Source organism: Bifidobacterium longum subsp. longum JCM 1217, assembly GCF_000196555.1.
Taxonomy (GTDB): Bacteria; Actinomycetota; Actinomycetes; order Actinomycetales; family Bifidobacteriaceae; genus Bifidobacterium; species Bifidobacterium longum.
Genome location: NC_015067.1, coordinates 2,355,889 through 2,375,403, shown reverse-complemented (window position 1 = coordinate 2,375,403; position 19,515 = coordinate 2,355,889). Strand labels below are relative to the sequence as shown.

The window sequence follows — 19,515 nt, the reverse complement described above, 5'->3', positions numbered from 1 at the left end:
GATTGGTCTTAGATATTCTACGTGCGGGGCTATCCTTGACGGGCTCCGTCTCAGGATTGATTTACGTAGCGTCGACTTTTTTCCGGCTGGGCTGTCACAGCAACGTCCTCACTGGCCGGAGTCTTGTGTAGACGGGCCAGTATCGAGTGATAGGCGCTGATGAGTTCCGGGGTGTGTACCACCCACAACACAGCCACATATACTACGGCCAGCACAATGGTGAGCACCACGCAGATGGCCAGCGCAGACCACCAGCTCATGTGCCCGCCTACTGGTCGAATATCCGCGCCGAGCAGTGCGACTACCGGTCGTTTGATCAGCCAGACCACAACTCCGGAAGCCAGTGCCGCCACAATGGCCTTGGCATATGTCCTCGTGATCTCCCGACCGCCAAGATTGCCTTCGAACTTGCGGCGCAACATCATCAACGTCAGCGGCAACGCCAGTAATCCACCGAGGGTCACCGAGCAGGCGATGCCGAGTACCCAATGCTCAGGAGGAAGTACCATCATGCCGATGATCATGAATATTGAGGTGAATCCATACTGCATCACCGCGGACAGGAAGGGGTGAAGGCCGTCCTCAAAGGCGTAGAACGTGCGCTGGATTAACAGGAACGCCGACCCCAATGGAATGCCCACAGACAAGGCGATAAGCGCATAGGAGATCAACATAGTCTCGTCCATCGAGACGGACGGAAGCAATGCACGGATGATCGGTTCGGGGAACACGACCATGGCGGCGGCGAAGAACATGATGAGCAGGCCCACATTATTCAGTGCGCTGACCAGGTCGTGCCGTGCCTCATCCAGATTCGCAGCTGCGATGGAACGGGAGATTTTGGGGAACATAGCCGTGGATACCGATACGGCGATGAGTGAATAGGGCAGGATGAACAGTGTGTACGCATTCTGATAGGTCGCGTTGCCTGCCACGCTGAACAGGCTGGCACCCGTCAGTTCGTGGGCGCGCTGCGGTGCGGATGTGGCGATACGGGTAAGGATAATGCCGCAGATCTCACTGGTGATCACCACGCCCAAAGAGCCTAACGCCACGGGACCCATAGACCTGAGTCCAAAGCCGCCAAGCCCGAAGCTGGGTTTGTACTTGAACCCGATACGGGCCAGCGGCAGGAACAGTATCAGCGCTTGGAAGGCCACGCCCAAAGTCCAGGTGCCTGCGGTAAGCGCGATTTTGTCGGCGGTCCAGAATTCGAGGGGCTGTTCATTGGCCTTGCTGAACAGCAGAATAAAGCCAGTAAAACCGGCGCAACTAATAATGTTGGCACCGGTTGAGCTCCACGCATACGTGAGGAAATGGTCTTTGGCGGCCAGGATCTGACCCAATACCGTATACAGGCCGTAGAAGAACACCTGAGGCATGCACCACAGGGTGAACGAGGTGGTCAGGGCTATCATCTGGTGATCGTCGCTACCCACGTACAGGCGGGCAAGCAGAGGGCTGGCCGCCGCCATCACCACGGTCATGGCCAATAGGATGCCGATGGCCAACGTAATCAGGCGATTCAGTCGTTCTTGGGCGTCTTTTTCTTTCAACGTGCGCACGATCTGGGGCACCAGCACGGCGTTGAAGATGCCGCCGGACACCAGCGTGAACACGGATTGGGGAATCATGGAACCGGCCTGATAGGCGTTGGCCGCCAATCCGGTGGTGCCGATGGCCGCAGCGAGAAGAATCGTGCGGAGCTGACCGGTCACACGGGAAGCAGCGGTTCCCGTGGCCATGATCAGGGAATTACGACCTACGCTTGAACTCATTCGTCGGGGTCCTTCTTCCGATGGAACTGCCGCCACAGGCCGATAATGCCCAGTAGCACGGCGAAGCCGATGATAATGAAGCCGCTGGCATCACTGATGCGCATCACACTGGTGATCGCGGTGTCCTGCGTGTTGCCGAAGCTGTTGCCTTCCCGGTCGGTCAACGACACATGGGCCGTCGATGAGCCGGAAGTGGAAACGCGGATGGTGAAGGTCACCTGAGCGTCGCTATGCGAGGGAATATCGATGTCAGCGGTTCGCGAGGTGACGATCTGCATGGAGTCAGTCAGTGAGTTGACCTGCACGCTGACGGCGTAGGGAAGGTCATTGCTGACGGTGATTGGCATTTTCGCGGATTCGCTGAACACGGATATTGATTCCGATGGGTTGATGCGTACGCCGTTCAGAAGATCGCTGGCCAGTGTTTTCGTGGCTTTGACCATGGCTTTTCGCGTGGCTGTCGGCTGGGGGGAGCCAGACATGGACCGCAGCGCCATATCGTCATGCAGCGCCAGTAAAGAGCCAATCCATTGCGTCGGATCGTTGCTATGCGAGGCGGTGTCATTGGCGTCCTGCCGGGCCAGGGCCTGCGGGTCCAACGACGAGACCTCGTCGGAATCAATCTCGTTCCTCAATATGGAGGTGGCCATGCGCATGATGTCATGCCGGCTGTCGGCCAACTGTCTCAATGCCGACCGGGTATTGGCGGTGTTGGCATCATCGGCATTGTCGGGATTGACCGAATCGCTGACATTGTACGGATCGGCCTTGGCCATGGTCTTCAGGTCCGTCAGATTCAACCAAGACGCCTGCTCGAAGGCGCTCATCACCTGATCGATCCAGCTGGCCTCCGTGGTGCGGGAGAACGTCATAAGCAGGTATCGGGATGTATAGGGCTGTTCCATCTGGTAGAACGCGCTCTGAGCGATCAGTCGGGCCAACCGACCGGCATCGCTGGACTCGGCCTGCGCGTCCGTGCTGGTGGCTTGGCCCTTGGCCAGCGTGCCCAAGGTCGATTGCTCCTTCAGCACGGTGACATCGCCGGCAGGCGTATGCACCACGTAGGTGCCTGTGTGTACGGCTTCAGTCTGGTCGGCATCGAAAGAGGCATCGGCAATCACCGTGTCATAGCCCTGCTCGCGTGCTGCGGTCAGCGCATCCAACGTCCAACAGTTGTTGCCCTGCCATGCGTACGCGGAGGGTGTTTCGGAGTCGCCTCCGTCGGCATACCATGCGGCCGCCTGCTTGGCGTTCCACTGCTCAGTGGTGATGCCGGCCTTTTCGTAGGCCGCGGTATCGTCCAGTGCGGTATAGGCGGTGATGTCGAAGTCGGCGGGCTGCATGATGCCGGCAATGGACGGTTGCACTGCGGACTGACGCCAATACAGAGGATCCGCGATCACTTGCAGCGAGCGGTGCTTGGCGAATGTCTGCCCAAGGGATCGCGCGGTATCGGCATCCTGTTCGGATAAGGATATGGCTTGCGTATCAGTGGCTTTGGCCGCGTTGCTGGCGTCGGCGTTATCGGACTTGTCGGCCTTGTCCGTGCTGTTGGACTTGGACGATGTTGATGTCGAGGAAGTGGTGGTTTCGGCAATGCGATTGCTGATGGCCTTATTATCGACCTGCCAGCCGCTGGCGGTGTAGGGCATGGCCACGGTCAGGTTCATGGCCGGTGTTGTCGCGGTGTTGAGCCCATCCGAAGATCGGGTCAGAAAACTCGGCAAATCGGCGAGTATCTGATTGCCAACGATATACGACAGCATCAGCGGTTTCGGTCCCCAACTCCCTATGGAGGCAAGGGTCTGCTGATTGGCGTTCACCTCGATGGTGACGGTGGCAGTGCCGCCGGCGGGAATCGATGGCACGTCAACGGAACCCAACTCGTTGGGGGTTGGGATGGGGGCGTTGTTCTCGGCCCAATTCTGAATATCGGTGCGCGAGACAAAGGTGAACAACGCATTGGTGGTCAGGTGCAGTGTGCCGCTTGACGTGGCCGTGCTGTCCGTATTGCTGATGACCGCGGTGACACGATAGCCCGATTTGGAGGTGACGATGGGGGTGCTTTGCGTGATGGCAATGCTCTGCTTGGGCTGATTCTCGGTCTGATTGCCCGTTGCGTCCGTCGTATCGGATGAATCAGTCGTGTCCGTCGTATCGTTCGCGTAGACGGTCAATGGAGCGGCCAGCATCGCCACAACGGCGACGCCAGCCGCCAGTGCGTGTGCCAGACGTGTGCAATGTCGTAAGACTCCGGGTAGGTTCACTCGTTTGCCTGCCTGTTCTTCTTCCTGGCGTAGAGCCACGCGATTTTGCGTTCGTTGGGATAGCTCAACACGTCATCCAAATCTTCAAAACGCACCCAGATGGCGTCTTCCGCCTCATGATCCGGGTCTCCTTCCACCGTCAGTTCACCGCCGGTCTGTTTGAGCGCGAAGTGATGGACCAGCTTGTGCACGCGCTGCGTGGTACCGGTGAACCAGTAGTCGATGGTGGCGATGGAATCGATCACCTCGCCCAGGATGCCGGTCTCTTCATGCACTTCGCGCACAGCGGTCTGCTGCGGGGTCTCGCCTTTTTCGATATGCCCCTTCGGCAAGCACCATTCGAGATGGCCGGAGCGGGAATGACGGGCGATAATGGCCACGCGGTTCTGGTCATCGAAAATCAGACCGCCTGCCGAATATTCGCGTACGACCGGCAGTTCCTGGGCATCCAGTGAAGCGAATGTGGTCGGACCGTCCGACGTACGGCGTTGCGGCATCATGGCCGGAGTCGGGCCGGATGGTGTCACCGGTTCTACCGGCACTGCCGGTTCCGGCGAGGCAACATCTCCGGACGGGTGCCGGCCGAAGACCGTGGCCGGCGTGGGATGCGCTGACGTTGCGGGCCTCACTGGTGCTGCAGACGGCGCTGAGACCGGCATGGTGACCGGCGTTGCGGCCGGTGCGGTACGTGCCGCAGGCGGCATCAGCACGTCGCGCGGAGTCGGTATCGCTGTGGTGTGCGCGGCGGCGGCCTTGGCGACCGCAACGGCAGCATCTACGGCCGCGTGAGCGGTCGCCGCGGGATCGTTCGTGACGATGGTTACGGACGTTTGTGCTGTGGCGATAATCGGCTCGACCTCGGCAATCGTCTCGGCACCGGCCTCGCCGGCGATACCATCAGCCTGCCCCTCGATAGTGCCGCTGGTAGTGGCGATGGTGACGGTGGCATGCATGCCGAAGACGGTGGCCGGTGTGGGCATCATCGGCTTCGGTGCGGGCATGTCGCTGGTGGCGTCCGATATTTCGGATTCGGATGGTTCGGGTGTGGCGGGCGTTGCGGGTGTGCCAGGCACACCGGAATGTTGCGCAGTCGGTACTGCGTCTACTTCGTCTTGATGAACGGCCTGATTGGTGGAGTGGCTCGCGGTGCCGCCGACATCGGAAGAATCGCCCGAATCGGCGGAATGATGCGGAGTTTCGGACGTATACAGCAGGTGGTCTTGGGTATGGCTATCCGCCGAATCTGGTGTTTGCCCCAGCATGCGGGCAAGGTCGGCGGGCGTAATCATATTCTCCACCTTACTCAACCCCGTGTGCAGGTGGGGTAACGGTATGCTGGTAGGGCAGAAAAACGTCGCACGCGGGAAGGTGCCCATTGGATTTCGAAGTATGGCCTGAAGCCATCGAACTTGGTCGACTGTTCGCCGAACAGGGTTACGAGCTGGCATTGGTCGGCGGCCCGGTCAGGGATTTGCTGCTCCATAGAAAGAGCCACGATTTGGACTTCTGCTCATCCGCACGGCCTGAGCAGTTCGAGCCGATACTGCGCCGGTGGGGGCATGACGGCTTCTGGGACATGGGGCGCAAGTTCGGCACGCTGGGTGCCATGCGCCGCCGCCCGGACGGCACCGAGGTCAAGGTGGAGGTCACCACCTATCGCTCTGACACGTACGATCCGGACTCGCGTAAGCCCGAGGTCAATTATGGCGACACGCTTGAGGGCGACCTGTCCCGCCGCGACTTCACCGTCAACGCGATGGCTCTGCGCGTGCCCGACCTGCAATTCGTGGACCCGTTCGGTGGTGCCAGTGATCTGTCCAAGGGCGTGTTGCGCACGCCGGTGGATCCGCGACAGTCCTTTGACGACGATCCGTTGCGTATGATGCGCGCCGTGCGATTCGTGGCCCAGCTGGGCTTCCGTATCGCGCCGGACGCGGCCGAGGCGATTACCTCGATGCGCGACCGCATCGACATCGTATCCGCCGAGCGTGTGCGCGACGAACTGACCAAACTGCTGCTCTCCGACCGTCCGCGCGCCGGCCTTGAGGCGTTGGTCGAATCCGGTCTTGCGGACATCGTCTTCCCGGAAATTCCGGCCCTGCAATTGCAGATCGACGAACACCACCGCCACAAGGACGTCTTCGAGCACACGATGATTGTGCTCGAACGTGCTATCGCCCTGGAAACCGGCCCGGACGGCCCGGTGCCCGCCCCCGACCTGACGCTGCGCTTGGCCGCCGTGATGCACGATATCGGCAAGCCGAAGACCCGCCGGTTCGAGTCGGGCGGCAAGGTGAGCTTCCACCACCATGACGCGGTGGGTGCCAAAATGACCCGCAAGCGTTTGAAGGCGCTGCGTTTTGACCACCATCTGGTCGAGGACGTCTCGGAACTGGTGAATATGCACCTGCGCTTCCACGGCTATGTGGACGAGCCGTGGACCGATTCGGCCGTACGCCGGTATGTCAAGGATGCCGGGCACCTCTATGAGCGGCTGAACAGGCTCACGCGTGCGGATGCCACCACACAAAACAAACGCAAGGCGATGATCTTCTCCCAGGCCATGGATGAGATGGAGGAGCGCGTCCGCGAACTCAAGAAGAAAGAGGACTTCGACGCGATCCGCCCGGATCTGGACGGCAACGAAATTATGGAGTTGCTGGGCCTGGAGCCCGGCCCGATGATCGGCCGCGCCTACAAGCACATGCTGGAATACCGCTTGGATAACGGTCCGGTGGACCACGATGTGGCCGTCGAAGAACTCAAGCGCTGGTACGCCGAGATTCAGTAGTCCGATACTAGTCCGATACCAAAAAACCGTACGCTGAATACGTGTCAGCGTACGGTTTTTCGCGAAGATGAAGCTGTATGCGCCTTACTGCGCCGTGTATGCGTCGTGTTTGGTGTCGGCGGGCAGCTTGGTCATGCTATCGGCGGCCTTGCAACCCTCGATATTGGTGATGGTCTTACCGGATTGCGGGGAGGAGTTGGTGTCCTGCAGATCGTTGAACGTGGCGCCGATGACCACATCGATGAGCTGATCCTCGCGAGCCGTCATGATCATGGTGGCGTCGGTGAAATTGCCGATCAGCGTATACGCCTGATTAATGGCGTTCTTGCCGAAGTAGATGGTGGTGCGTTCAACGTCGGTGCTGGAATAGTTATCGATTTTCTGCACGCTGAATCCACGATTGGCCAAAGCTTCACCCACGGCCTTGGCGAATTGGCCGTGAGAGGTGCCGTTCATCACGCGAATGCCGACCGAAGCGTTGGACACGTATTGCGCTTTGCCGCTGCTGTCCTTGACCGCGCACGGCGCCGCGTTGCCGTAATTCGGCTGGCTGGCCGGAGTCTCCACTTCGCCGAGGCCGAAAACGTGGAAATTGAACAGTAGGGCTATGACCAGCACTACTGCCAATACCGCGCCGCTGATGGAAAAGACGATGGTCTGGCGGCGGCGCACGTACGCCTTGCGGGCTTCACGTTCATCAACCTGATACGTCATCGGTGGACTTCTTTCATGGGTCGGGTGGCTGGTTGCTACCTTAGCGTCACTGTCTGACGCTGATATTGGGGTGTTCGGGAGATTTGGCTCGAATAATACGATCGACCACAGCTGTATCGCGCCACACCTCGATAATGCGTTGTGCCGCTGCCTCGTCGGCGGCGAAAGCGACCACTGAGGGGCCGGATCCGGAGACGAATGCATGGCTGGCACCCGCCTGCGTGGCGGCGTCGATGGCCTGCCCGCTGCGGGGATGCAGGCTGATTGCCGCAGCCTGCAGATGATTGCGGTCGCCTTCTGCGGCTCCCACGATGTCAAAGGTGTGGTAGACCTCAGGAGTGCTGAGTTGCGACTGGTATGCGCCGACCAATACTTCGCCGCTGAATCCCTGTTCTATCAGCGCCAGCTCATCGCGGCTGCCGGGGGCGATATCCGTGATGCGTTCGCCGAAACCGGTGCCGTATGCAAGGCCACCGGTCAGGCAGAACGGCATGTCCGCGCCCAACGTGGCAGCAATGGTGCGCAGGCGCTCTATGGGCCAGTTCAGCTCCCAGAGACGATTGACCGCCAGCATGGTCGCCGCGGCGTCGGCTGAACCGCCGCCTAGTCCGGCACCCACGGGAATGCGCTTGGTGATGGTCAACGCCACATCCGGCTCGCGCTCGGCCGCCTGGGCCATGGCGAAGAGGGCCAGTACCGCATGGTTGCGGCGCATGTCGCTGCGTGAGGAGGCCAAGTCGCCCAAATAAGCGCCTTCGAGCTCCAGAGAGAATCCTGCTCCGGGTTGCTTGGCGGTTGCGGTGACGGTGTCGTATACGCCGATTGCGCAGTAGATGGTGTCCAGTTCGTGGCGTCCGCCCCATTCGTCGTGAGCAGGTCCCACTTCCAAGGTGAGATTGGTTTTCGCCGGGCAATCCACCGTAATGGTGATGGGGGAGAGCTCATCGGACTGATGTCGGGCAGCGGCTGAGCGTGGATGTGAGATTACCGGACTCATTGTGCCTCATCTCCCTCTCCACACGATTCGATGGCCTTGGCCAGAGCGGTGAATTCGGCGATGGTGAGCGTCTCTCCTCGACGGGTCGGATCGATGCCGGCGATGGAGAATGCCTCGGAGGGCGCAATGGTCTTCAATGCCGCGTGCAGGGTCTTGCGACGCTGACCGAATGCCGCATCGATCAGACGAAATACGAGTTCCCGTTGTGTGCCGTCGTCTGTGCTGTTCGCAGTTCCCGGGGCAGCCGGGTCATCGGCCTGATACCGGGTGAATTTGACGAGCGCGGAATCCACATTGGGAGCCGGCCAGAACACATTGCGGCCGATGGTGCCCACCCGTTCGGCGGTGCCATACCAGGCGAGCTTCACGCTCGGCGTGCCGTAGATCTTGGAACCGGGCTTGGCGGCGAGTCTGTCGGCCACCTCTTTTTGCACCATCACCAAGAACGAGCCGAGGTTGTCGAAACGCTCCAACAGCGTGAGCAGAATCGGCGTGGCCACGTTGTACGGCAGATTGGCGACCAGCGTAAACGATGCGTCATCGCTGAAATCAGGCACGTTCTCCGGGGTGACGGTTAAGGCATCCCGATTGACGACGGTGAGTCGTGACGTGGCTTCGGGCATGAATTCGGCGACTGTGCCCGGCAGTCGTTCGGCCAGCGGCGGATCGATTTCGACTGCGGTCATGGTGGCGCCGGTTTCCAAAATCGCCAGCGTCAACGATCCCAGGCCGGGGCCGACTTCCATGACATGATCGGCAGCGGTCACTCCCGCCTCGCGTACGATACGACGGACCGTGCCGGGGTCGATGACGAAGTTCTGCCCGAATTTCTTGGTGGGGCTGATGCCGGCATCGGCCGCGATACGACGGATATCGGCGGCACCTAACAGGTGACCAGTGGCGGGAATGGTGTCGTTCATAAGCGTGTGTTCCTTGTGGGCTTCGTAACCGATCAGTACCAACCGACTTGTTCGGAATGTTGCCATGCCTTGGACGGGCTGCCGTAGGCTTGTGCGATGTACCACAGACCCCAATCGATCTGTACGGCGGCATCGTCACGGTAATTGGCACCGAACGCAGCCATTTTGTCTGCTGGTAGCGACTGAGGAATGCCGTAGGCACCGGAGCTCGCGTTTTCGGCATACCACAGCCAACTGGACTCGCGGGTCCATAGTTTGACCAGACAATCCCAGTCGTTGCCTGTCCACCCGCGCTGCGCGGCGGCACCGGCGGCATAGGCCTGAGCCTGGGCTACGGTGGCGTGCCACAGGCGGCCGGAGGGCGTGGTGGTTGTGCCTGAATCGGAGCCAGAAGAGCCGGAATTGTTGTTCGTACCGCCGCCGGTGTTACCGGAATTACCAGTGTTACCGGAATTGCCGGTGTTACCGGAGTTACCGGAGTTGTTGCCGCCGGTGTTGCCGGCATTGTTGTTGGTATCGGTGTTCGTGTTGTTGCCAGAGCTGCTGTTGTTCTTGTCGCCTGTGTTGTTGGCATTGTTACCGGACGACTCGTGCTGATTGTTGAAACCGGAATCGGCCTTGCCGTTATCGGCGGAGTCGGATTTTTTGTCGGAACCTTTATCGGTATCAGACTTGGCGGCGCCTACGGCGATGATCTGGTCGATGGCCATCGTGGTGACGGTTTCGGATTTCAGCGTCTCCGATTCGGCCACGCCATCGACATACGTGACGTTATACACCTGGGTTTTCTCGCCATTGACGCCTTGCTGGCGGATCTCCGACTGGCCTTCAGGAAGATTGGAGTCGATGATGGTTTGTGTGGAGTATGGCACTACGGCTGTGCGCGTTTCCTCGCCATGCGTCACGCGCCGTACGCGCAGGATAGTGGTATCGCCGTCCTTTTCGACGCTCACACGGTCCTCTTTGTTCAGCACGATGCCTTTGGAGTCAAGAATGGAGGCCGCAGGCAGTTTGCCGTTGGGGGCCACGGAAGTCTTGCCGTCCGCAATGACGGTGACCGGGCCATCCTGATTGATGACCAGTCCGCCGGTGAGCTGGTTGTACACATTGTCGATGTCGACGGTGATCTTCGCGGCGTTGTTCTGGTTTTCCTCGAAAAATCCCAGTAGCTGGTCGGCACTGGTGGCCACGGTCCAGAAGGGAACGGACGTGCCGTCGATGTTGATAGTGGTCTGGTAGGCGGACTGTACGGTGACCACGGCATGATTGGCGAGCTGGTCGCCGGACGAGGTAGTGACGATATCGTGGGTCTTGATATCCACCCCTTGTTCCTCCAGAAGACGGGTGGCCGTCATCGCATATGTGGTGACTTGGGTGGTTTGCCCGTTGATGTTCAGGGCCACGGATTTACGCGCGGTGAACGCGAATGATCCAGCCAGCGCGATACTGGTCGCCGCGATACAGGCGATTACGCGGATGCGACGCAGTGTAACAAACCGCTGCGGGGTCCAACGCCGTGCCATTGCCATACTCTTCCTGCTGGGTGAACGATTACGCCACCCATCGTAACGGTTGTTCCGGCCCGTACTGCGGTTTCACCGGCCACCGTCACCATTCCTGCTCGTCAGATTGTTCTGAGCTCAAAAAAAGAAAAGAAAAGGGGGGGCGGGAGAGAAGGGGATGTTCCCGCCCCCTTGAAGGCGCGGAGCTGGTTGGGGGACGCTCCGCCCTCATTCCAGGAAGCCCATAATTGGGGGAAGGCTCCTGGAGTACTTACCCAAGGTAAGAATTATATGCGTAGAAAAGTCTACGTATCACATAATACGCCATTTTTTCTGCGCGACGAGCCTCTTGTCGGGATCGAACCGACGACCTGCCGCTTACAAGGCGGCCGCTCTGGCCATCTGAGCTAAAGAGGCGATTGTTCTTAACGCGTAAATCGTTGCGAACAAATGACTAGTATACCGGTACTTCCCGAGTGGTCAATTTAAGCCGAGCCGCAGGCGGTATTGCATATGTCGCGGCGTCAACTTATTCGGCCACGCAGCATCAGGAGGCGACCGAAATCGGCTTTCCGCTGGCACCGATGGATGGCATTTTGCCTTCCACGCCTACCTGGTCAGCATCCAGCCCAATGGACTTGAGGAAGCCGTCCACCATATTCGTGTCCGCCAGCGTGAGCTGCTTCAGATCCCAGTATTCGCCGTTGATGGTGAGTGTGGGGGAGGAGAAGGCGCCGGAGCTGTTGAACAGTTCGGGGCGCAGGATCGTGTAGTTGTTGGAGGCGGTGAGCCAGTCGAGGTATTCGTTCTTGCCGCTGAACGCCGCGGCGGCCACATCCTCGCTCACGCCGGCCTTGACGGCCTGCTTCTCCAGCTTGGCGTTGTTTACCGGCTCGTAATTGGACAATTCGCCCGGCTGGAAATCCTCAGCGTAGATGTTGGAGAGGTAGCTCATGAGGTGGTCGGGATCGTCATCATGCTCGGCAATGTAGATGGCACCGTTGAACACGCGGTTGGAGTAGTTGTCGGAGCTCTTGTTGTTCTGGAAATTGAGGAAGTGCAAATCGATGTTGAGCTGGCCTGCGTTCATCAGCTTGACGAGCGTCGGGTCGAGTTGGCGGTTCACCGAGGCGCAGCCGGGGCACAGCGGTTCCATGTAGATGGATACGGTGGGAGCCCCCTCGGCTTTCTGGCCATACCCTTTGTTGGAGATTACGAAGCCGGCCTTGTCGTCGGCGTTAGCCGGCTGGGTACTGACTTTCTTGAGCTTGCTATAGGCCTCGTCCGCGGTCATGTTGCTTTGCTGGCTACTGCTGCTGGTGTTGGACGGCCGCATAGCCTTGTATACGGCGAATCCAGCGATGGCCACCAGCACCACAATAATGGCCACCACAATGCAGCCGATGATGGTCTGCTGCTTACGCTCCTTGGCTGCCTGCTCGGCCCGTGCCTGCTGGGCGGCCTCCTCGGCCGCTCGGCGCTCAGCGCGTGTGGCACGCTTGGCCTGACGCTTCGGATCTGACATAGCTATCCCCTTGCAATCGCTTCAATGTTTGGGCCCCATCATAATGACCGGGCCTGAGGAGGACTGCGCCCAGAGCTGATCTGAGGTGAATTCCCTGTAAAAGTGTGACGGAACGAACGTATCGGATACACAACGGCCATGTGTGCGGATGGCTGATGTGTGAGATTCCGCCCCGCTCTAGGCGAACGGCATCCAGTTGATCGGCATGCCCAGAATCGGCATCGCGCACAAGGCCACGGTGATGATGGCCCATATGGTGAACAGCACGGTGCCGCGCCCGCCGCCCTTGGGCGCCGGCGCCACTGGAGCAGGTGGAGCCCCACCCACTTCGGTGGATGGGGCGCCCGCCGGGCGACTGTGTTTGAGCCCGCGCAGTACGCCGCCCCCCAGCCGAATCATCATCGACTGTGGGGCGAACACAGTGACCAGCCAGCCGATGGCCATGAAACCGCCCAGCGCCAGCCCGGAAGCGGAGAACGGCACATCATTGAGCAACGGCACCGGAATACCCCAATCCGCGGTGAAATACCAGGAGATGGTGTGAACGGGCAGTGCCAGAGCCGCGGTGGCCACGGCGGTTCCCGCCATATAGATGATGACTAGCAGCAGTATGCGGGGAATGGCCAGCAGCAGGGCTTTGACCAGATGCCAAGGAAAAGTCGCCACGCGAATCCACGAATCGGAGTTTTTGCGCTCGCCGCCGCGTTTGCCCTCGCGCTCAAGCTGGGGTTCGGTGTTATAGGCCAGGGTGAGCAGTAGCCACAACAACGCAGTGGCCGCGATGATGGCCACGAGCGGAGCATTTGCCGCCAGTGCCGCCAGCGGCGCCGCCAGCAGGATCAATGGCAGGGTGCCGCGCTGCAGATATTCCCCTCGCTTCACGTCCACCGGATTGGGCATGGGAGGATTTTGGACCATGGTTTCGGTGGGGGCCGCTTGGGCGGTTTGGTCGATGATGCGCTGCAATGCCGGGCGAATGGCGGGGTCCACCGCTGTGGGCTGGTTGCTTGCGGGATCCCAGCTGCTCTGGGCGGTGCCGGACGGGGGGAATGATGACGGCTGCGGCGTGGGGAGTACGGTGGTGCGCTCGGCCAGCGGCGTGGTTTGGTCCGGCATCGGTGTGGTCGCGCCGGTGAGTACCTGCGTGCCGGCGTCGTCGGTGAAATCGGCAGCAGCGTCGGGCAACAGTTGCGTGGCCTGCTCCGCACCGGCCGGCGGACGTGGCGGCATATCGGCTAAGGGCAGCGTGGCGGTAGCGGCGCCAGCCGGCGAGAATACGGCGGTTTCGCCATCGCCGTTATCGCCCTTATTGCCGGAGAACACGGCCATGGTGGGAGCCTCAGCGGCTTCCTCGGCCGCGCGCCAGATGGTTCGGGGATTATTGCGGTCAACGCCGCCGGCCGCGCCAAAAGGGGGCATCGCCTCCGCGGCTTCGGCAACGATCGCAGCCGGTTGTCCAGCCACGGCTCCCGCGGCGAACGGTCCCGCCTGCTCGCCCTGCCAAGCGTTGGGATTCAACGCATCCAAGGCGATGGCATTCAGCAATTGATCCGGCGTGCAACGATCCCTGCGATCCGGGTCCAGTGCAGAACGGAAGGCAGCCAATGTGCCGGCCGGTAGTCCGGAAAGATTCGCGTTGCCCGAGGCCTCGCGCTCAAGTACCGCCATCATCGGCTTGGTGCCGAACACAGGCGCGCCGGTTGCGGCAAAAGCGAGCACGGACGCCACCGACCACCAATCGGTGGCGTCGTCGGATTCGGCACCGTCAATAATCTCGGGTGCGATGAATCCGGGTGTACCCATCACTAGGCCGGTGCGGGTCACGTGACTTTCGCCCTCGCCCATCGCGATACCGAAATCGACCAATACCGGTCCGGCGGCCGACACCATCACATTGGTGGGTTTGATGTCGCGATGGACGATGCCGGCCGCATGTACGGCTTTGGTGGCTTCGATGAGCTTGCGGGCCAAGCGTTCCAGATCGTCGCCCACATACCGGCCATTGGCGGCCACATCATCCTTAAGATTCTTGCCCTCGATGAGTTCAGTGACGATGAACGCCAACGTATCGTCGAGTTCCATATCCACGATGCCGCACACACCCGGATGATTGATCTTCTTCAAGGCCATGGCCTCGCGCCGCAGGCGCTCGCGCGGCGTGACATCGGGCTTGAGGTCGGGGTCGTGCAGGGCCGTGGACGCAGAGCCGGAGCCTGCCACTGACTCGTCGGTCAGGGAGTCGCGCAGAATCTTCATGGCATAGGTGGTGCCGCCGTCGTCGCGCACCCGCCACACCGACCCCATAGCTCCTGAGCCGAGCCGGGAGATCAGCGTATACCCACCAACCACTTCGCCGGGCTCAAGATTCAACGCGTTCAAATCGCTCATGCCCTCCATCCTAATGCCTTGCTGGTGCATTATTCTGGCTCTCTCCTGGGAGGCCGAGCTTGATATTTCTTGGCTCCCCTCTCTGAGAGGGGAGCCAAGAATAAATGCCGTTTACGTATTGAGAAGTGCCGTTTACGCCATTAAGGTCGATTGCCCTGACCGGATGTGGTAGCAAATTATGCGCTCGAAATGACAGGATAGGTGCGTGGGCAGGTGCGCCAGTCGTGAATTTGCGACTCTATAACCATTGGCATCAAGGATGTGTCGGCGGTGACCCAAAGGTGAGCCAGCCGGGCACATTCAACAGTGGCACAGCGATGCAAGGGCAGTATCGTGAGCCGCTGATCGAATCGATAACGATATCAGATTCGAATGCCGCGACTTCGCCGGTCGTACCTTCGAATACTTCTCCGAAGACGGCTACCTGTTCGGCGTGATGGCCTCCCAGCAGGTCGCTGGCGCTCAGGCCAAGGGCGTGTACGCCTTCATGAAGCACTTCGCGCTGAACGACCAGGAGACCAACCGACTGAGCGAGCTCGCCACCTGGGCCAACGAGCAGTCGATTCGCGAGATCTACCTGAAGCCCTTCGAGATGAGCGTCAAGCAGGGCGGCGCGGGTGCCGTGATGAGCGCCTTCAACTACATCGGTATGGAGTGGGGCGGTTCCCACTCCGGACTGCTCAACACTGTCCTGCGTGGCGAGTGGGGCTTCCGCGGCATGGTCCTGACCATCATGAAGTACCTCAAGCGCCGCAAACTGGCCGCGGCGGCATCGGCTCCCGCTGACGCTCCGGTCAAGGCCTGAGGTGTGTCTCCGATAACTGAATAGCTAAATAGAATGGACGGCCTGCTGAGTGCTACTCAACAGGCCGTCCATTGTGTATCTGAATGCGAAAAGTCATTATATGGAACGGAATATATCGATACTGTGCATTGTGCCGATTACTGATTCCGACGCAAGTATTCGCGCAGGAAGGGCACGGCAAAATCGACTTCGCCTCGTTCTGTTTCGCGGATAACGAAGGCGTCAAGGAGGCGTTTGCGGTAGGTGGCGGCATAGTTAGGCGTTTTGCCCATGCGCTGTGCAACATTCACGGTGGGAGAGGGACCATCTGACGCTGCCATGGCTTCGAGATACTCACGGTCGTTTTTGGATAAGCCTTGCAACTCCGGGATGCACACGGCGTTATCAAGGTCAATACGTGCTTCCTCGATACCTGCCGTAACATCAGCGTCGATGATGGTATCCGAGTCCCGCATGTCTGCGGCATCCCAGATATGGTAGCCAACCAGTTGAATCATATAGGGGTATCCGGCTGTCACATTGGCTGCAGTGCTTAATTGAGCGTCGGTGATGGACATGCCGGAGGCGCGGAATGTTGTGGCGAAAGCATCGCGCACTTCATCAAGAGGAATATCTGTGAGTATGTTCGTTTTCGCGCGACGTAGGAACGTGATGACTTCGTCATTGAACAAATCAGAAATCATCTGTGGGAGACCGGCGAACACGATGGCGATATTGCGTCGTTCCCTGATTTGATGCTGTATGGCAGTGGCGATGGCAATCATGTCGGATCGCTCAGCCGCTTGAGTCTCATCAATGGTGATAAGCAACCCAGCATGGCGCTTCTCAAGCGCATCCAACCGTCCGGCAATGGCACTTCTCAACGTTTCGGGCATACGCTTCGGGGATAGTTCGGCTTCTCCGAGGCCGATGCCCGCTCCAGCAAAAGTCAACGATGGTCGGATAGTGAGGTGGTCAAGGGCCCCTCGCCCGGTTCGTAAGGCATCAACAAGGCGTTCGCATAGTCCGGCAGAGGCCGTTTCTTCGATGACATCCCATCTGCGCGCTTTGGCCCGGTCTCCGAACACAGTGAGCATCACGGTTTTTCCGGTTCCACGAGCGCCGGTGACGAGCATAATGCGCCCTGGGGCACCGACTCCGTTATCGAGACCTTTCTCGAAATCGCGGATAACTTTGCCTCGGCCGATGAGCAGGGGCGGTTCCCCTCCTGCCGTTGGCTTGAATGGGTTTTCCTTTGCCTTCATGTGGACCGCCTCCTCGCTGAATCAACCTAAAATAAAAATTATCAAAAATATCAAAAAAATAAAAATTATCAAAAGTTGGGTTGAGCCGACTGAAGAAAACAGCCGTGGCGACAATGATTCTGCCGCAATCCGCGGTGACAACAACTGACGCGGACCTTCTTGGCAGAATCGTTGTTTGTCCCGCTTCGCCAATCAACGTCGCTCAAGTTCGGTGCGCAGACCGGCTACCGTAGCGGTCAGCTCACGCACTTCCTCGCGCAATAGGTCGATTTCGGGATTGGCTGATGTCGCAATAGCCTCTTGCGCGGCTTCCTTGGCCACTTCCTTCTCCCGAGCGTCCTCGCGCCGATCCGTCTCCAGATTGACCTGATCCACGATCCACGAGGCCAGCGTGGCCGTCACAATACCGATCAACGCGATGCCGGTGAACATCAGCACCACCGCAATGATCTTGCCTTGGAAGGTGACCGGCGAGAAGTCGCCATATCCCACGGTGGTCACGGTCACGAACGCCCACCACAACGCCGTGCCGAAGTCGGTGATCGTGGATCCGGACGCCCCGCGCTCCACGGAATACACGGCCAGCGCGCCCACGTACATGAGCATTCCCACCGCGCCGACCGCGTATACGGTGATGCGCCCGCGCACCGCCATGCCGGAGGTGCGGTTCAGCACGTGCAGCACGGTCAGCAAACGCAACAGTCGCAAGGGCCGGAGCATCGGCAGCGCGATGGTCAGCAGCGTGAACAGGTTGTGCTTGAACCACCGCCAGCGATCGTCGGCCAACCACAGCGAGACCACATAATCGACGACGAACACCACCCAGATCACGTTGATGACGGTTTCACACAGCGCGATATGCGTGCGGGAGAGAATTTCCCACGAATACACCACCAGAAACACCACGGACAGCACCATCAGCGGCCAGTCCGTCCACTTCTTCCACGTCTTCAGTCCCATATTCCGATTGCAGTGGCGCGTCCGCTGCGCCACTGCGGAGCATGACTCCGGACATCAGTGTTGTATACGTTCGTATACATTTCACGTTGTGTACGAACGTATACAGCGGTATTTTTCATCTCGTATTTCCCTTATGACTATCACCACAGTGATATAATCAAGAATATGTAAGGAGAGAGAGAAGGAGCCGGCCAATGGAGACCGCATCGATCGAACTGTGGCATGGCTCTTCGCATGTCATCAAGCATCCTGAATACGGGCTGGTCAAGCCGAACAACGATTATGGCCGCGGATTCTATTGCACGCGCAGCGTCGAGCTGGCCAAGGAATGGGCGTGCGCGGGACTGGATGACGGTTTCGCGAATCGGTACACATTGGCCACCAACGGGCTCACCTTCCTGGACCTGTCCCAGTTGCCCTACACCATCCTGAACTGGTTGGCCCTGCTGGTCGAAAACCGTCGTTTCCAGCCGACCACCACCGTCGCCGCGCAAGGCATCGAATATCTGAAACAAGTGTCTCTGCCGGATACCAGTCAGTCTGACGTCATCGTCGGATATCGTGCCGACGATTCGTATTTCTCGTTCGCCCGCGCTTTTGTCAATAACGCGATTTCCCTCGACCAACTCGCCGAGGCGATGCGGTTGGGTGAGCTCGGCAAGCAGATCGTACTCACCAGTCCTCAGGCATTCGCGGCGCTGCGGTTCCAAGGCTGCGAAATCGCCCGCGCTTCGACCTACCACGTATTGCGCAACGAGCGCGACCGCACGGCTCGTGAAGCTTACCGTCGCAACAGCGCTGAAGCCGATCTCGACGGCCTGTTCATGCGCGACATCATCCGTGAGAAAGTGACCAACGATGATCACCGCCTACGATGAGACATACTTGCCGGACGCCATGGCCAACTTGGCCGGCGCCTTCGATTATGCGCTGAACGATTGCGGGTTGCCGGTCGGCCTATTCATGGACTTCTTCGCCACCTCCGAGGCGGCCGCGCTTTTCGGGCGAGGCACGCCCAAATACGTGTGTGGCATGTCCGGCGAGGAGCTGGTGGCCGAAATCATGCGGCAAACCGGTTGGGCGCGCATTCTCGATATGCCGCCAGCCGCACTGCGCGCCGGCTCAACACCCGAATACTGGGCCGGATGGGTACTCGCATACTGCCAATGGGCCAGGGGAGTGCGGTTCTCGGACATTCTCGATGTGCTGTCGCTCGGCGATATCGTGCGACTTTACCCGGCTTTGCACGAAGCCGACGAAAGCCGATTCGTCGACGTGTACGACGAGCGGGCCGCCCATAATCGCACCGAGGGCGACTCCCGGCTGCACACGATCCGCGTGCGCGCCGGACTCAGCCAATCCGGGCTGGCCCGCCGCTCCGGCGTTACCCTGCGCTCCATCCAAATGTACGAGCAGCGCCGCAAAGACCTTGGCAAAGCTGCCGTCTCCACCGTGCTCGCTTTGGCCCGCACGCTTGGCTGCCGCATCGAAGATCTGTTGGAGCCGTAAAGACGCGGAGTAGTATCGCGCCGCATCGATTCTGATAACTGAACAACTACTTTTAAGGCCTGGCCGGATGCTCGTTTGGACATCCGGCCGGGCCTTCTGGCTCCACACGGGGTGC

15 protein-coding genes, 1 tRNA gene and 1 pseudogene are annotated in these 19,515 nt (G+C 59.7%); 5 read left to right on the top strand and 12 right to left on the bottom strand.

The window, feature by feature from the left end; all coding sequences use genetic code 11:
* Positions 1-50 precede the first annotated feature (50 nt).
* From murJ to BLLJ_RS11535, 3 genes are all read right to left on the bottom strand, one after another.
* The gene (murJ, locus tag BLLJ_RS09950) at positions 51-1,778 is read right to left on the bottom strand and encodes a murein biosynthesis integral membrane protein MurJ (RefSeq protein WP_013583043.1); all 1,728 of its coding nucleotides are present in this window, start codon (positions 1,776-1,778) and stop codon (positions 51-53) included.
* Positions 1,775-3,970 (bottom strand): DUF6049 family protein, encoded by a 2,196-nt coding sequence (locus BLLJ_RS09945; RefSeq protein ID WP_173361541.1) that lies wholly within the window; start codon positions 3,968-3,970, stop codon positions 1,775-1,777. The genes murJ and BLLJ_RS09945 overlap by 4 nt, the downstream gene beginning before the upstream one ends.
* 71 nt (positions 3,971-4,041) lie before the next feature.
* Complete coding sequence (locus tag BLLJ_RS11535) at positions 4,042-5,334, bottom strand: NUDIX hydrolase (protein ID WP_013583041.1); 1,293 nt, start codon at positions 5,332-5,334, stop codon at positions 4,042-4,044.
* A gap of 86 nt (positions 5,335-5,420) precedes the next feature.
* Here BLLJ_RS11535 and BLLJ_RS09935 point away from each other — a divergent pair, with 86 nt between their 5' ends.
* On the top strand, positions 5,421-6,836 hold the full coding sequence (locus BLLJ_RS09935; protein WP_007051791.1) for a CCA tRNA nucleotidyltransferase: 1,416 nt from the start codon (positions 5,421-5,423) through the stop codon (positions 6,834-6,836).
* Positions 6,837-6,920: 84 nt separating this feature from the next.
* On the opposite strand, the gene BLLJ_RS09930 is transcribed toward BLLJ_RS09935, so the two are convergent.
* From BLLJ_RS09930 to BLLJ_RS09900, 7 genes are all read right to left on the bottom strand, one after another.
* Positions 6,921-7,550 (bottom strand): LytR C-terminal domain-containing protein, encoded by a 630-nt coding sequence (locus BLLJ_RS09930; RefSeq protein WP_007051792.1) that lies wholly within the window; start codon positions 7,548-7,550, stop codon positions 6,921-6,923.
* A 46-nt stretch (positions 7,551-7,596) separates the two neighbouring features.
* The gene (locus BLLJ_RS09925) at positions 7,597-8,547 is read right to left on the bottom strand and encodes a 4-(cytidine 5'-diphospho)-2-C-methyl-D-erythritol kinase (protein WP_007051793.1); all 951 of its coding nucleotides are present in this window, start codon (positions 8,545-8,547) and stop codon (positions 7,597-7,599) included.
* Entirely contained in the window at positions 8,544-9,467 is a 924-nt protein-coding gene (rsmA, locus tag BLLJ_RS09920) for a 16S rRNA (adenine(1518)-N(6)/adenine(1519)-N(6))-dimethyltransferase RsmA (protein ID WP_013583040.1), read from the bottom strand. The genes BLLJ_RS09925 and rsmA overlap by 4 nt, the downstream gene beginning before the upstream one ends.
* A gap of 32 nt (positions 9,468-9,499) precedes the next feature.
* Complete coding sequence (locus tag BLLJ_RS09915; protein ID WP_013583039.1) at positions 9,500-10,996, bottom strand: aggregation-promoting factor C-terminal-like domain-containing protein; 1,497 nt, start codon at positions 10,994-10,996, stop codon at positions 9,500-9,502.
* Positions 10,997-11,312: 316 nt separating this feature from the next.
* Positions 11,313-11,386: transfer RNA gene (locus tag BLLJ_RS09910), tRNA-Thr, on the bottom strand.
* A 130-nt stretch (positions 11,387-11,516) separates the two neighbouring features.
* Positions 11,517-12,494, bottom strand: a complete 978-nt coding sequence (locus BLLJ_RS09905) for a DsbA family protein (protein WP_013583038.1) — start codon at positions 12,492-12,494, stop codon at positions 11,517-11,519.
* Between the two features lie 177 nt (positions 12,495-12,671).
* Complete coding sequence (locus BLLJ_RS09900; protein ID WP_008783044.1) at positions 12,672-14,891, bottom strand: serine/threonine-protein kinase; 2,220 nt, start codon at positions 14,889-14,891, stop codon at positions 12,672-12,674.
* A gap of 373 nt (positions 14,892-15,264) precedes the next feature.
* Here BLLJ_RS09900 and BLLJ_RS09895 point away from each other — a divergent pair.
* A pseudogene (locus BLLJ_RS09895) lies at positions 15,265-15,612 on the top strand (glycoside hydrolase family 3 N-terminal domain-containing protein); the annotation flags it as partial.
* Positions 15,613-15,824: 212 nt separating this feature from the next.
* Here the strand turns inward: BLLJ_RS09895 and BLLJ_RS09890 are convergent.
* A complete protein-coding gene (locus BLLJ_RS09890) occupies positions 15,825-16,931 on the bottom strand; it encodes an ATP-binding protein (RefSeq protein ID WP_007056552.1) in 1,107 nt (368 codons plus the stop codon).
* Here BLLJ_RS09890 and BLLJ_RS11310 point away from each other — a divergent pair.
* Positions 16,930-17,079 carry a hypothetical protein gene (locus tag BLLJ_RS11310; RefSeq protein WP_007056563.1) on the top strand — a complete coding sequence of 50 codons (150 nt, stop codon included), beginning with the start codon at positions 16,930-16,932 and terminating at the stop codon, positions 17,077-17,079. The two genes, BLLJ_RS09890 and BLLJ_RS11310, sit on opposite strands and share 2 nt — an antisense overlap.
* A 44-nt stretch (positions 17,080-17,123) precedes the next feature.
* Here the strand turns inward: BLLJ_RS11310 and BLLJ_RS09885 are convergent, their stop codons facing one another.
* Complete coding sequence (locus BLLJ_RS09885; RefSeq protein ID WP_007054642.1) at positions 17,124-17,891, bottom strand: potassium channel family protein; 768 nt, start codon at positions 17,889-17,891, stop codon at positions 17,124-17,126.
* Positions 17,892-18,085: 194 nt separating this feature from the next.
* Here BLLJ_RS09885 and BLLJ_RS09880 point away from each other — a divergent pair, with 194 nt between their 5' ends.
* A complete protein-coding gene (locus BLLJ_RS09880) occupies positions 18,086-18,769 on the top strand; it encodes a DUF3990 domain-containing protein (protein ID WP_013583037.1) in 684 nt (227 codons plus the stop codon).
* Positions 18,750-19,400: a helix-turn-helix transcriptional regulator gene (locus tag BLLJ_RS09875; protein WP_032740920.1), complete on the top strand. Its 651-nt coding sequence runs from the start codon at positions 18,750-18,752 to the stop codon at positions 19,398-19,400. Before BLLJ_RS09880 ends, BLLJ_RS09875 begins: the two co-directional genes overlap by 20 nt.
* Positions 19,401-19,515 lie beyond the last annotated feature (115 nt).